The 14,397-nt window shown below is 45.0% G+C and carries 13 protein-coding genes; 3 read left to right on the top strand and 10 right to left on the bottom strand.

Translation table 11 applies throughout. From position 1 onward, the window contains the following. Window positions 1–8 precede the first annotated feature (8 nt). Window positions 9–674, top strand: a complete 666-nt coding sequence (locus NDI35_RS10310; RefSeq protein ID WP_445312658.1) for an L-threonylcarbamoyladenylate synthase — start codon at window positions 9–11, stop codon at window positions 672–674. A gap of 69 nt (window positions 675–743) precedes the next feature. Here the strand turns inward: NDI35_RS10310 and NDI35_RS10305 are convergent, their stop codons facing one another. Continuing rightward, complete coding sequence (locus tag NDI35_RS10305; RefSeq protein ID WP_445312657.1) at window positions 744–1,028, bottom strand: DUF427 domain-containing protein; 285 nt, start codon at window positions 1,026–1,028, stop codon at window positions 744–746. 97 nt (window positions 1,029–1,125) lie between these two features. Here NDI35_RS10305 and recQ point away from each other — a divergent pair, with 97 nt between their 5' ends. After that, a complete protein-coding gene (gene recQ / locus NDI35_RS10300; RefSeq protein WP_445312656.1) occupies window positions 1,126–3,321 on the top strand; it encodes a DNA helicase RecQ in 2,196 nt (731 codons plus the stop codon). Between the two features lie 542 nt (window positions 3,322–3,863). On the opposite strand, the gene NDI35_RS10295 is transcribed toward recQ, so the two are convergent. Both NDI35_RS10295 and NDI35_RS10290 read right to left on the bottom strand, forming a co-directional pair. Next, the gene (locus tag NDI35_RS10295; protein WP_445312655.1) at window positions 3,864–4,604 is read right to left on the bottom strand and encodes a peptidylprolyl isomerase; all 741 of its coding nucleotides are present in this window, start codon (window positions 4,602–4,604) and stop codon (window positions 3,864–3,866) included. Between the two features lie 85 nt (window positions 4,605–4,689). Continuing rightward, the gene (locus NDI35_RS10290) at window positions 4,690–5,694 is read right to left on the bottom strand and encodes a calcium-binding protein (protein WP_445312654.1); all 1,005 of its coding nucleotides are present in this window, start codon (window positions 5,692–5,694) and stop codon (window positions 4,690–4,692) included. Between the two features lie 135 nt (window positions 5,695–5,829). Here NDI35_RS10290 and NDI35_RS10285 point away from each other — a divergent pair, with 135 nt between their 5' ends. Then, a complete protein-coding gene (locus tag NDI35_RS10285) occupies window positions 5,830–5,976 on the top strand; it encodes a hypothetical protein (protein WP_445312653.1) in 147 nt (48 codons plus the stop codon). A gap of 405 nt (window positions 5,977–6,381) precedes the next feature. On the opposite strand, the gene NDI35_RS10280 is transcribed toward NDI35_RS10285, so the two are convergent. The 7 genes from NDI35_RS10280 to NDI35_RS10250 form a co-directional block, all read right to left on the bottom strand. Beyond that, window positions 6,382–6,720, bottom strand: coding sequence for a GNAT family N-acetyltransferase (locus NDI35_RS10280; RefSeq protein WP_445312652.1), 339 nt, complete (start codon window positions 6,718–6,720; stop codon window positions 6,382–6,384). Between the two features lie 379 nt (window positions 6,721–7,099). Next, window positions 7,100–7,426 (bottom strand): TonB-dependent receptor, encoded by a 327-nt coding sequence (locus NDI35_RS10275; RefSeq protein ID WP_445312651.1) that lies wholly within the window; start codon window positions 7,424–7,426, stop codon window positions 7,100–7,102. Between the two features lie 40 nt (window positions 7,427–7,466). Beyond that, window positions 7,467–7,712 carry a hypothetical protein gene (locus NDI35_RS10270; protein WP_445312650.1) on the bottom strand — a complete coding sequence of 82 codons (246 nt, stop codon included), beginning with the start codon at window positions 7,710–7,712 and terminating at the stop codon, window positions 7,467–7,469. 321 nt (window positions 7,713–8,033) lie between these two features. Next, on the bottom strand, window positions 8,034–8,309 hold the full coding sequence (locus tag NDI35_RS10265; RefSeq protein WP_445312649.1) for a hypothetical protein: 276 nt from the start codon (window positions 8,307–8,309) through the stop codon (window positions 8,034–8,036). 404 nt (window positions 8,310–8,713) lie between these two features. After that, complete coding sequence (locus NDI35_RS10260) at window positions 8,714–9,175, bottom strand: HetP family heterocyst commitment protein (protein WP_445312648.1); 462 nt, start codon at window positions 9,173–9,175, stop codon at window positions 8,714–8,716. A gap of 59 nt (window positions 9,176–9,234) precedes the next feature. Continuing rightward, the gene (locus NDI35_RS10255; protein WP_445312647.1) at window positions 9,235–11,043 is read right to left on the bottom strand and encodes a beta-barrel domain-containing protein; all 1,809 of its coding nucleotides are present in this window, start codon (window positions 11,041–11,043) and stop codon (window positions 9,235–9,237) included. A gap of 187 nt (window positions 11,044–11,230) precedes the next feature. Then, window positions 11,231–14,377, bottom strand: coding sequence for an ABC transporter transmembrane domain-containing protein (locus NDI35_RS10250; protein ID WP_445312646.1), 3,147 nt, complete (start codon window positions 14,375–14,377; stop codon window positions 11,231–11,233). Between the last annotated feature and the right edge of the window lie 20 nt (window positions 14,378–14,397).

Below are 14,397 nucleotides of genomic sequence, written 5' to 3'. Positions count from 1 at the left end.
ATCTTAACATGGCAACTATTTACGAAGTGCATCCAGTTGCACCCCAAAGAGACCGGATCGAGAAAATTCAAAAAGCTCTGAAAAATGGGGCAGTGATGCTTTATCCGACAGATACAGTTTACGCGATCGGCTGCGATATCAACTCCAAATCTGCAGTAGAACGAGTCAGGCAGATCAAGCAACTATCCAATGATAAGCCTTTAACGTTCTTGTGTTCCTCTCTGTCAAATATCGCCGACTATGCAGCCGTCAGCGATGAAGCATACAGAATTATCAAGCGGTTAATACCGGGGCCTTATACATTTCTGCTGCCAGCTACCAAGTTAGTGCCACGGTTGGTAATGAGCCCGAAGCGCAAAACCACTGGAATTCGCGTTCCCGACCAGCGGCTTTGTTTTACACTCTTGGAAGCGTTGGGAAATCCAATTATTTCAACATCCGCTCACATTACCACGGATGATGAAGGTGCAGCACCCGTGCCTGCATCTAAAGCAGAAAGCTTTGGCAAAGCTGAACTTTTTGACTGTTTTTCAAAGTTAGTTGATGTCATTGTCGATGACGGTTCCGATCCGGGATATCAAGTTTCTACCATTCTCGATTTGACAGAAAGCGAACCGATTGTTGTTCGTCGCGGTTTGGGATGGGAAGCTGTAGCCGTTTGGGAAAAAGATTAAAATTTCAAGGGGCGGGTTAAGCACAACATTCGCCCAAACTCCGCCCCATTTTTTTAACTCAAAACTGCTTTAAGCCTCTACCTTAACTCCTTTCCAAAAAGCAATATATCCGGCAAGATTTTTAGCAGCATCTTTCGGAGTAGGATAGTACCACGCAGCATCTTTATTAACTTGTCCGCCGACTTCGACATTGTAGTAACTAGCAACACCTTTCCAACCGCAAGTAGTGTGAGTGCTGCTATCCTTGAAATACTCACGGTTGATGGCATCGGCGGGGAAATAATAGTTATTGTCTACAATTTCGCACTTGTCGCTCTCGGCCAAAACGGCACCATTCCAAATTGCTTTCGGCATCAGTTTTTCTGCTTAAATTGAGATTCTCAATTATTGTAACTGTATTTGTGCTCAAAAGGCATAGAATAGTTGAGAAGCCAACAACCACCTACTGCAAATGTCAGCGTCTAATCCGCCAATATCTTCTGTGCCGCTGCCCCTGGAACAAGCACTCAAACATTTTTTTGGCTATGACTCTTTCCGTCCGGGACAGCAGGAAATTGTCGAAGCTGCTTTACAAAAACGGGATATGATGATTGTCATGCCGACGGGCGGTGGCAAGTCTTTGTGTTTTCAATTACCGGCACTGTTGAAACCGGGATTGACTGTGGTTGTTTCGCCGTTAATTGCTCTGATGCAAGACCAGGTGGAAGCTTTGCAGGATAATGGAATTGGGGCGACTTTTCTTAACAGCACTTTGAGCAGTCAGGAAACCCGATCGCGCGAAACTGCGATTCTCGAAGGTAAGATTAAATTGCTCTACGTTGCACCCGAACGCTTGCTCGGTGAGAGATTTTTACCGTTTTTAGATATAGTAGCAAATAAGTTAGGAATTTCGGCATTTGCGATCGACGAAGCCCACTGCGTTTCGGAATGGGGGCACGACTTTCGACCAGAATACAGGCAAATGCAACGAGTGCGCGATCGATATCCCGACATTCCCATTATGGGACTAACCGCCACCGCCACCGAGCGCGTCCGCCAAGACATCATCCAGCAGCTAACCCTGCGAAATCCCTACATCCACGTCGCTAGCTTCAACCGCCCCAATTTATACTACGAAGTTCGCCCCAAAACCAAGCACAGTTTTGCCGAAGTTTTGCAAATCATCCAAAAAAAAGGCGGTTCGGGAATTATCTATTGCCTCAGCCGCAAAAAAGTGGACGAAGTTGCCTATAAATTACAACAAAGCGGCATCCAAGCCTTACCATACCACGCTGGCATGAACGATGTCGATCGGGCCACCAATCAAACCCGCTTCATTCGCGACGACGTGCAAGTAATGGTAGCCACAATAGCCTTCGGTATGGGCATCAACAAACCCGACGTGCGGTTTGTAATTCACTACGATTTACCCAAGAATCTCGAAGGATACTATCAAGAATCCGGCCGCGCAGGCCGAGACAACGAACCCGCTCATTGCAGCTTATTTTTCGGCTACGGCGATGTTAAAACCATCGACTACATCATCGAGCAAAAACCTGACCCGCAAGAACAACGAATTGCCCGCCAACAGTTGCGTCGAGTAATCAACTATGCAGAATCCACCGAGTGCCGTCGCACAATCCAGTTAAGTTATTTTGGCGATTCATTCCCCGGAAACTGCGGTACTTGCGATAACTGTTGCAACCAAAAACCCGTAGAAGATTGGACAATTGAGGCAATGAAATTTCTTTCTTGCGTTGCGAGATGCCAAGAAAAATTCGGCATGAATCACATTATTGACGTGCTGCGTGGCTCAAAAAATCAAAAAATATTGCAATACCAGCACAACCAACTTTCTACTTACGGAATTGGCAAAGATAGAAGTGCTGATGAATGGAAAAAGTTGAGTCGTTCGCTCTTAAATCAAGGTTTCTTAGACGAAAAAACAGACGGATTTCCCATTTTGAAACTGAATGAAAAAAGTTGGGAAATTATGAAACGTCAGCGCACAGTTGAAATCGCCATTGAACCCCAGCGGGAAGTACAGGCGAAAGTTCGGTCTTTGGCTGTAGAAGTAGAAGCTTTATTTACCATACTGCGGACGCTACGCAAGCAAATTGCCGACGAACAATTTGTGCCACCTTACGTAGTTTTTGCCGATAAAAGCTTGCGAGACATGGCAGAAAAACGCCCGCAAAATCTCAGAGAATTCGAGGAAGTTTACGGCGTTGGTAGCAACAAGCGAGATAAGTACGGCAAAGTTTTTTTGGAGGCAATTCGCAATTTTTGCAAAGAACAAGGATTGCCAAGTGGTGCTGCATCTCCTGATGTCGCTAATCTTCCCAATCTTTCCAATGTTGCGTCTTATTCGCAGATGCAAACCTGGGAATTATACCGACAAGGTTTGACAGTTCAAGGAATAGCTAATGCGCGGGGGATGAGTCCTAATACTATTTCTGGCCATCTGATAGAATTGATGGAAATGGGCAGGGAAGTTGATATCAATTTGTTGGTGGAATCGGAACGCCAGCAGGCGATAGTGTATGCAATTGAAGTTATGGGGGATGAGAAACTGAGAGCAATTTATGATTTTTTGGAAGAACGTTATACCTTTGAGGAGATTAAGTTTGTGCGCGCTTGGTGGCGGCAAAATTATGTGGGTTTTTAACCGCAGATGTAGGCTGATGAACGCTGATGAACGCAAATACTTAATAGATAAGATGGAAAAATGAGAATTAAAAAAGTAGCTTGTGGGATAATATATTAGAGTGGCGTTTTTAACCGATATATTTTTTCCATTTGCCTTTGCTAGCTGGCGTATATGGGGTTGACAAAACTCACATTTCCAAAGTAATTTTTAAATTGCTATAAGTCAGTAAGCTTGGGTTTGCTAAGCGTCTCATCCTTCGCTAGGCTTCGCGCAGTTTCGAGGGCGATTAGTTCCCTTTTTAACTAAACTTTATTGAGCTATAAGTACCTCGTAAAACCACTTTTTATCTAAGTAGTAGAGTGCGTGAAAGGGAGCAATATTTAAATCCACAAGCATGAGACTATTTACACTCACTCACCGCGCCAAGGAATGAATAATATTGATGCAGTTGGAAAAGATATTAGGTCTCTCTGTGCACCCAGAACCAACCTAAAAGTTAGCATTGTCTGTGGTGGCAGCAAAATTATATAATGGCTTTTTGAGGGCGAGAAATTAAGTTTCTACACTTTAGCATTGTACAATAAATAGTTGACTTCGTTAGCCAACCATTCGTTAAACAGATTGTGCAATATTTCTTGATACCGTTCAGGGGTTAATTCCGCCGGGAGAAACTTTTCAACCAGGAACAAGTGATATCCTAGCTCTGTTTCAATTGGACGAATCACTTCTCCGGGTTTAGCGCTAAATACAGCGACGGCTATGTCTGGTTTTAAACCCCACCGATAAACCTTGCCTTCGCAACCGCATATATGCCGACGATTTTCGTCAATATCGTAAAGGTGAGCGGCATCAAAAAAGCTGATTTCTCCTTCTTGAATTTGATAAAATAGTTCCTGAGCAAGCTGGGCGTTGGCAACAACTATTTGATAAAGAATTATTTGATCGAATTGCAATTTGTTTTGAACAAAAATCTTTTCTACTTCTTTGCTGAACAAGTGTTCGGCTAGTTTTTGGCTGAGGAGCCGATCGCGAATCCCGGCCTCTAAATCTTCTACGGAAATCATCTGATCGACCAGCCAAGCAATCGTATCCGCCGCTTTCTCCAAACGCTTCTCGCGGCGGAGTTGGTCGCCCACAGCTTGAATTTCGTCTGGAGTCACAGTTAACTCCCGTTCCCTGGCTGCTTTCTCAATAACTTTTTTATGCAAAACCTTTTGACTAAATGTTTTTAATTGCATCTCTTGTTTGAGTAGTTCGATGATTTCACTTGCTTCAATCAATGGCCCGTAAAAGTCCTTCATCTTTCTCTCTCAACCTTTATGAATTTATTAACTTCATCCCCTAACGATTCCTGCGGGGTAGTTGGTGTTAACGGTTAACGGTTAGCTACAATATCCCATTTGGCAAACTAATAAAATCAGCATTGCTCAAAGTTGTTGCACCCGCTGCGTTAACTGTTCCCAAAACAACAGCTAAAATTCGATCGCCATTATTTGAACTAAACTTGAGCAGAGTCGCGTCTGTCGCACCGTCACCATCAGTATCAAGCGCGACGAGTGTCATGTCTGTTACCGAAAGTCCCCCTGTCAGCCCAATTCGATCGCCTTGAGCGGGATTGAAATCAACGACTCGATCAGCTAAAAATGGATTAGCTGCTGCACTCGCTGTTTCGGGTTGAAATGCAAAGGTATCAGCGCCGCTACCTCCAATCAATGTATCGGTGCCGAAGTCGCCGCAAAGAAAATCGTCGCCGTTGCCGCCAATCAGTAAATCCTGACCTTTTCCTCCCCGCAAAGTGTCGTTTCCATCGCCTCCATCGATCGCATCATTACCTCTGTTACCTGTGACAATATCGTCGCCGCTTCCTGCAAAAATTCGATCGATCCCGCTATCGCCACTAATCACATCGCTCTCGTTGGTGCCGAGCCAATATCCCTCGCCGTTGCTGTCGATCGTACTCTCGTCGCCAGTACCCGTACTGTCTGGAGAGAAATTAGAAGGACTTGAATTGCTAGAAGTGCCACCAGTCACGGGGGTGAACGTTGAACCGTCATTATTTGACGGTGTGGGTGTAGGCGGTGTGGGTGTTGGCGCTGTGGCGTTAGTAGTTGGGGGCGCCACTGTAGAAGCACTAGCTGTCGCGCTGCCACTGCTAGATGTAGCCGCCACAGCGTAAGCAGTCTCACTGCTTGTACTACTTCCCGTCGGGGAAGTTGCTGTCGCGCTGCTGGTACTGCCTGCACCGCTGCTATCGACAAAGGAACTAGATGTGCTGGAACTGCTGCTGCCGGCACCAGGGTTATTCGCCAACGAATTCAAGGTGTTTAAACTATTGCTGTTTCCAACAATATTATTTAAGGGCTCAGGAGCTAATAAATCTAATGGAGGCATCGCGATTTATCTCCTTTGACCTGTAAACACGAAAAGCACTTGCACGATCGCCGACACTCCGCATTTCAATGAATGCAAATGTATAATTTTAAAAAGTGTGAAGCAATTGCTCTTGACTTCAGACTAAAGAAGGAAATGTTTTTCATAAATGAACCTTGGTCTATCCCGAAAGTAGGACGGGAAAAAATTGTTACCAATACCAATCTGGGCGATCGCGATCGGCAGTGCTTGCCAACGGCATTTGATTTAGCCATCACCATCACTCTCAAAAGGCCTGTTTAAATTTAAATTGCACCTTCCTGGCACCCGCCCGTACTAAAAAAATATTAGGGCGAACTGCTAAAGAAGAGCAAAAACGTTGTTTTATTTCGATTTACCTAAATATATCTGGACTAATTAGAGGTATGTTGCCAATTTGGCAGATTTGTTTGAAATTATAGGACTTACGCAAGTTTTCAATTTTTACACTCTTTGTATCGGGCGCGCGCTTGCTGGTGTGGAGCGCCCGATACACGCCTGCTCGCGTTCCTGAATAGGGATTAACAGAGCGGGGTTTGGCAGCAGCTTGAGGACTGTGGTTGAGCGGATAGGAGGGGACTTGGAACGGCGGGTCGAGGGGCTTGGAGAAGCCTCAAAGACGACGGATTTGACCGATTTGAATAGGATCGCGATCGAATGGATGCGGAGTCATGGCAGGTGCAGGGCGATCGCCCTGGTATTGACACCGACGTAGTTTTGCAGATATTGCTCCCAGTCATCTGGTAATGAAACATAAGGAGCAAGATAAATATCGGGTTCTTCTTCATTCACACTTTGAATGCGGAGTTGACTGAGTTCAAAACTATCGGCAGAGAAATTAGTCAAGAAGAGAGACATCCGTGTATCTGTTTCTAGAATACTTTTTACATTGAAACTAGACCATACTAACTTTTGCTGGATGTAAGCAGCAAAAGCAGGAATTACCTCTTCTTCATAACCCGGCAGGCAAATAAGTCCTGTGTAATCTGCTATGCTATTTCCTGCCATGCAGATTTCAGTTTCAAAGCCGCCTCCCTCCTGGTGGGTTAATGAATTTTTTAGAGGGAAAAAGCAACATAGGATGAATCATGGATATCTGGTTTTGCAGCTAATAGGAACCACCGCTCATGCACCCTCTGCAACCATCCAGATAACCAAATCCAGGATCAGAAGAAGTGAGCCTGATGATCTGCGGCGTATACAGAATCTCAATTTTCTCTGATTTTCTTAAATGTTTCAAAATTATCAATTTTCTCAATCTGCATATAATTTTTCCCTCACCAATTATACTCCCCATATTTGTCGGTTAAGACTAGATCTTCCTAATCCTCCTGAGAGGATGTCTGAAACCCAGTATTATCGATCATCTTCCTATCGGGTGAGACTATTAACGCCCAAAAAATGAAATAGAAGTACTGCGAATTGTAGATGAAGCACTTTGGTTTCCAGTCCTTGCATAGGCTGTGGCTGTTGCAGTGGCTCTACTATACTCAAGACTACCCAAGTCTTTAACCGTTGTGTTGGTTACACTATTTGCATAAGTTTGATTACCAATGGCAAGCCCACCTGCAACAGCGATCGCATATCCAGGCTCGGCTGTTGTTGTGGCGAATGTATCAGCGTAAACATTGCCACCACCTACTACAACTGTGCTTTCGCTTTCGTTAATGGGTTCTAAATAACTTAAGTCAGAGATGACTAAGCAATATTTCATGGCAGTATCACCAGAAGTTTTTAGCAGACTAACTTCATTATTAAATTGAAGATATACTAGAGCAACTAGATGTTGAGGAAGTGCTGCTAAAACTAGATGAAGAAGAACTACTAGAACTCGATTTTGCGTAACTGCTGGAGCTATTAGCAGATGAAACCTTTACAGAAACGCTTTGACTAATTTCACCTCGATCATCGCCAGATGCTTCGACTACGCTTTTAGCCTCAGCAATAACTTTACCATCGGGTGAGACTATGCGTTTGACAACAACTTTACAGTCAGTCATGAGTTTAACACCGATTCTTATTGATTAGAAAATTGGCTCAACCATAAATTAGTGAGCCGTAGACGCTATTTGGCTACGGCTCGATTTGAAACAAGATTTATGTAGTTGATGACTTTTTCAAAAGCGAAGTAATCAATTACATAAATCACCTAAGTAAGTCGGTGAAAATTAACCAAACTCTCTAAGGAAACCTAAAGTTTCTGTATTAGGTTTTTTGTCATAGGGCTTGACGCCTGAAGCCCTACTACCAAATAGTTATGATTTTTTCTGCCGACCTACTTATTCCAATTGCCACGTGATTTGATGAATTGGAGTTATCTCCTAGCTAGCCGCCGAAAATCCAGTGGAGGCAGAATACTTACCTTCTACAACAGTAGTAAAGATTTGGGTCGAGGTATTTTTCCCAAAAGCTTCAGATTGAGCGGTCGCTAGATTGCCCTTGATGTCAACATATTGCTTGTAAAGCTTCTGCACGTCAAAGCGTTCCTTAACATCTAGTTCGGCATAAACATCGGAGTTGAGGTTGCCGAAAAAGATACCACCAACAACAGCAGAATTTTCAGCAGTTTCCAAGTAGTTCAAATCGGAAATAATCATGGCTTTTGTCCTTTTTAGTTGTGAGTTTTTTGCTAGAAGCAACCTTTGGTTGTTCTGTATTTAATATAGCTAGGCTAATCAGACCTGTGTTGCCATTTTGGCAGATTAATTTTGACAGAAGCTGAAGACAAAAAAGATAGGCTAATCAATAAAATTGAGTAGAAAGGGCATTGCCGAAACAGAGCAATAACTGTATTAGAGTCGATCGCAAAGCAGTATAAATCGACAATAGCTAAAATCGGGTTTCTGAGTATAAAGTAATTACTTTGGCTAAAGTTGCCATTTTGGCAGATTTATCGGAAGTGCGGATGTTCGATACTAAAAAACCCGATCGCCCGCGGTGAGTCAACCAAAAAACAGGTACACCCAACGCCCGCAATCGGGTTTTGTTTCGAGCAACTAATTTACTCGCCCGCGAAATTCAACCAACGTGTCTTTAATCCCGCAAAAAAGCCCTGATGTGGAACACCAATTGGCGGCGTCGAGAGACATGGCTCTTCCTTGACTTCCAGTCCAAAACCTCTGGTATCGGGGTGCAACTCGCTAAAAGCCTCGGTTACATAACCCCCTCGAACTCCGGCTCGTTTTTCCCTCACCACTTCCACATAATCTAAATCAGCAATTTTGCCCAATGCAGGCTTAGTTTCCGATTTACTCGACTTGCTGATTTGACTGTTTTCCTTAAGCAAGCGGTTGGAAGTACGGTAAGGGATGTAGTCCAGAGGGTTGTAACCCGTGGACCGCAAAAGTAAAAAACAAGCCCAAGAATACTTTCCTGCCAGGATGGCTGAAATTATCTCATCCAATTGTTCTGGTTTGATTCCAACTTGAGAATGATTGGCAGAATGGTGAAATTGGGAAGTCATTATTTTATCCTGTTTTGTGTATAGAGAGTGACAAAGGACAACAACCACTTAACTAAGTTCTACAAACTCATGCCGCCCTTTTGTAGCTGCTTGAGAGGGTCAAGCAAAATGTCGGCTATGCTGCGCTGGCGAATGACAATTTCCGCAGTAGCTGTTTGGCCAGCTTTGAGTTTCCAGGTTTGATTTTTGGCTTTCACTGAGTCTCGATCGATACTCACTTCCACCCGGTAAAAAACACCCAATCGCTCGTCTGTTTTGGCATCGGGCGAAATAGATAAAACTTTTCCCGGAATCACGCCGTAATTTTGATAAGGAAAAGCATCAAATTTGACTTGCACCGGCATTCCGGTTTTGACAAATCCCGCTTCTCGGTTCGGCAAACTGACTTCCAGCACCAGAGGAGCCTGATTCGGAGTCATTTCAGCAATAGTTTGACCGGGTTGAACTACTTCGCCAGTGTTGTGAATGTTGAGTGCGGAAATGACTCCGCTGACGGGTGCGTAGAGAAATCTTTGTTTGAGCTTATTTTTGGCTTGATCGAGCAGGGTTTGGGTTTCGGCAATTTTGGATTTGACTTGATTTAATTGCATTTCCAACTGCTGAATTTTTTGCTCTTTTTCTAACTGCATTTGGCGCGCTGCAGCTTGTTTGCTGGCGGCTTCGGCTTGCAGTCGATCGACTTCTGCCAGTTGTTGGGTTAATTCACCTTGGGCTTTAGAAATGGCGCTTGTTCGATCGCGCAAATTTTGCTCGACTTCAAACAACCTTTCCTTAACCCCAGTTGCATCAGACAGTTGACTCCTGATGGCAGCACTTTGCCTGTCGCGAACGGTTTGCTCGACTTCAAAGGCGCGATCGTCAGCCTGAGTGGTCTCCCCCAACTGGCTTCTAATCACGGCATTTTCGCTTTCTCGCAGAGCTTCCTCAGCTTGAAACAATACGTCTTTTGACAGTGCTCCTTCATCTACCAAAGGTTTGAGACGCGCGATCCGCTCTTTGTGAGCAGTCACTTTTGCTTGCAATTGCGCGAGCAATTCTTGAGTCTTGCGTTGCAATGGTTTCACCTGATCGCGCCGCCCTTGCTGGGAGTTAATATCTGTATTCAGTTGCGAGAGCAAGTCTTGCACATCCTTTTCCAAAGGTTTGAGCTGTTGCTTGCGCGCTTGCTGAGACACTAAATCTGCTTGCAATTGCTCGATTTGAGACTGCGTGGTGGCCGCTGAAGCGCGAGCACGGGCGATCGCAGCTTCAGCCCCCCGCTGGTCTGCAGCAGCAATAGCTTGGCTCGCTTCAACTTCCAGTCGAGTTCTCTCGATCGAACTCATCTCTTGCACCAATTGAATCCGATAAGCGTCCAGAATTTTATCAAGACGCTCCACCTCGCTCTGGGCATTCGACGGGTCTAATTCGGCCAATAATTGTCCAGCTTTGATTTTTTGACCTTCTTTGATAGCGAGGTTAATAATTTTTCCCGTATCCGTCGGGTGAATTTTGTAAACAGCGCCTTTGGGAACTAATTTGCCCTGAGCATGACCAACCTCGTCAATTTTTCCCAAAGTTGCCCACGCTCCAAAAGCTACGGAAAAAACCATTCCTCCTAATATCAACCGCTGCGGAAATGATACTGGTGGCTGGTCGAGCACCGAGTGCAAAGAAGTAGACCAATTATTCGCATCAGGCTGCCGTAACTGTAATTTGGCAATATTGATACCCTCATGAGTTTGAGAAGAGCGATTTTGAGGTTCGACAACTTCTAAAGAGCGGTCTTTTTTTCTGGGTTCGTTTTCTTGCCTAGAAGCGACGCCCCCATAGACTTCACCTATTTCGTTAGGAGCGTGGCCTAATTCTTTCTCATCTTGTGAAAACATTGTATTTCCTCCAAATTAGTCTGTTGACTGTTGGCAGTTGGCAGTTGTTAGGAGCTATAAGTCAGGAGTTGGAAGTCAGGAGTAAGTGAAAATTATCTTTAGTCTTGTGTAGGTTGCTAATGACTAAAGATTAATGACTAATGACTAATAACTAATGACTAATAACTAATGACTAATGACTAATGACTTAAATATCGAGTTGTTGCTGAGCGAGGTGATAGTAAAGTCCGCGTTCAGCCATCAATTCGTCGTGGTTGCCTTGTTCGGCTAAAATGCCTTTGTCTAGAACCAAAATTCGATCGGCATTACGCACCGTAGACAACCGATGAGCGATGATAAACGCAGTGCGATCGCGACTAATGCGGGCGAGATTTTGCTGAAACCTGCGCTCAGATTCGGTATCCAGCGAAGAAGTTGCTTCATCCAAAACCAAAATCCGGGGATCGCCCAAAAGAGCGCGGGCGATCGCAATTCGTTGTCGCTGGCCCCCAGACAAACTCGTTCCCCTTTCCCCCACAGGAGTTTGATAACCCAGCGGCATATCTTGAATAAAAGCATGAGCTTCTGCTAGCTTCGCCACTTCTATCGCCTGTTCCAAGCTTGCAGAAGCAGCATCATTTCCGTTTTTATACAGCGTAATATTTTCCAAAATCGTTCCCGAAAACAAGAAACAATCTTGAGGAACAACACCCAACTGAACTCGCAGCGACTGCAAAGAAATGTGCCGAATATCGTGGCCGTCAATTGTCAGCCGCCCCTTTTCTGGATAATAGAAACCTTGCAGCAGCTTTACCAAAGTGCTCTTACCGGAACCGCTGCGGCCGACAATTGCCACAGTTTCTCCAGCTTGCACCTCAAAGGAAAGATTTTGCAGCGTATTGCGTTCCTCATCCTGAGCATAACGGAAAGAAACATTGTCAAACTTGACGTTTCCCTGAATGGGAGGCAGCACCAGCATTGGTTTGTAAGGGCTTTCTTCAGGTTGGGCAGAGAATACATCATCCAAACGCTCGATCGAAACGAGCACTTCTTGAAACTCATCCCAAAGTCCCACCACTGAAAGCACAGGAGAAATCACGCTCCCAATCATCATATTAAAAGCAACAAATTGACCGATCGTCAACTCGTCTTGAATCACCAGCATTGCCCCGTACCACAGCAAAGCCGTGCTCCCCAAAGTATTAATCCCACCCCCGATCACCTGCAAAGAATTCGCCAACTTCTGCCCGCGAAATTTAGCATTAATCATGCAGGTTAATTGGTCTTCCCAGCGCCAGCGCATTTCTCGCTCAGCAGCAGTTGCCTTAACCGTCGCCACCCCAGTAATCATTTCCACCAAAGATGAATTTTGCTTGGCACTTTCGGTAAAAACCTCCCGCGAAACTTTTCGCAGAAAGGGAGTTGCGACTAAAGTCAAAATTACGATCGGCGGAATCAACGCCAGCACCAACAACGCCAGACGCCAGTTATAGTAAACCATCAGTCCGATGTAAACTACAGCCATCAAAGCATCCAACCAAGCCGTAATAGCTTGGCGAGTCAAAAATGCCTGAATTTTTTGATTTTCCTGAACCCGCGTCAAGATATCGCCCACCTGACGAGATTCAAAAAACTTAATCGGCAAAGTGAGAGTGTGACTGATAAAGCCGCTAATTAAAGTCAGGTCAATGCGGTTCGACAAATAATCCAGCAAATACTGTCTCGTTGCACCCAACAGCGTTCGCCAAACACTAAACAGCAGCAGCCCGATCGCAAAAACGTGCAGAGTTACTACGCTTTTGCTGACAACCACTTGGTCGAGAATTACTTGGGTAAATAGGGGAGTAACTAGACCAAATATTTGGAGCAACAAGGAGAGGAGCAGAATTTGGGCGATCGCAGCGCGGTAGGGCCAGACTATGCCAACAAAATTTTTAAGTTTGATGCCTTGATGTTCGGCAGTGTGATTGCGGTATAGTTCCGCTGTCGGGTCTAAAATTAGGGCGTACCCAGTCCAATTTTCGGTAAAACTTTTAATGCTCATCCACCGCTTGCCCGCAGCCGGATCAGCCACTAAAACCTGTTGATTTTTAAAGCGGTAAACTGCCACGTAGTGATTGCCTTGCCAGTGAGCAATCCAGGGATTTTGATTTCGCAGCGGAGTTAAAGAAGCTCGCACGGGACGGGTTTGAAATCCCATCCTTTCCGCTGCTTTTGCCAGACTTTTGAGCGACGCGCCGCTGCGGCCGATTTCAGCCAATTCGCGCAAGTAATTTAGGCTGAATTTTTTACCCCAATACTCGCTAATCATGGCTAAGCAAGTAGCTCCACAATCTGCTGCGCTCTGTTGTTGAATGAATGGGTGTTTGCTGCTCAACCAGCGGCGCTGCTTGGGTTTGGGAAAGCTGATGATTCCGGCTGCGGGTTTTTGCTGAGCAACTGCGGTTAATTTTGATGGCTCGGTTTGTGAGGTGGGTTTGGCATCTTGGGGCGCCGTTACTAAGCTTAAAATCGGAGGTTTACGGAGGATTTTAGGGCGGGAATTGCTTTCGGAACTAATTGTGGATTTGGCGATTTCCCACTGTTCGCTGCTAAGCTGGTAAATTAGCAGGTCTGTTACGGCTATCCAGTTGCTTTTCACGTCTGAATTTTCCCAGTTACTGCCGATAATTGGCGGTGCTTGACCTTGAATTTGACCGCTGCGGAGCCAAAAATGATTGTTGGAGTTTTGGCAATGCTCAGCGAGGGAAACTCCGGCAGGAATTCGGCTTTCTTCTATGTAAGGAAGTAAGTGCGGCCACAGAAGCTGTTGTTGGTGGGGAGGGAGCGATCGCAAATCTGTTTGTGCCTTGAAAAATATTAACCGCTGTCGCTCTTGAAATTCTTGCTGCAAGTGCTGTTGCAGTTGCGGGAATTCCTCTAAAATAAGCTGCATTGTGGTGGCCGCAATTCGACCGACTTGGCAAGTGCCGGCCGCAATTGCCCTGTAAGGCAGTCCGCTGTCAAGAAATAGGTTATCTGTCCCAAATATTGCTCCGACTTCCAGTACCACCGCCGAAATTTCCTGCTGTTGAGACGCTTCTACCGCTAGCAGCCTGACTCTTCCCTCGCAAACTAAATAAAAATGGCGATCGCTCTGTTCTTGTTCAACTAAATTGTGGCTATTATCCGGTGTTTGATATTGAGTGATTTCATCTCCGAGCTGAAACTCGCAAATTTCACAGGCTGTCTTTAATTTCGCCACTAATGTCGGTCCTGCACCGACTTCCTCGAAAATTTTCTGAATAGCCGGGAAATTTTCCCAGGCTTCTCGGGTTGTAAAAATGTGATTTTTAACCCCTATTTGTTTTTTCATAATTCACCCTGTCAAAAATT

The organism is Microcoleus vaginatus FACHB-2002 (assembly GCF_040004035.1).
Lineage (GTDB): Bacteria > Cyanobacteriota > Cyanobacteriia > Cyanobacteriales > Microcoleaceae > Microcoleus > Microcoleus vaginatus_C.
The sequence above is the reverse complement of the archived record's forward strand: the minus strand, read 5'-3'. Positions and strand labels throughout refer to the sequence as shown.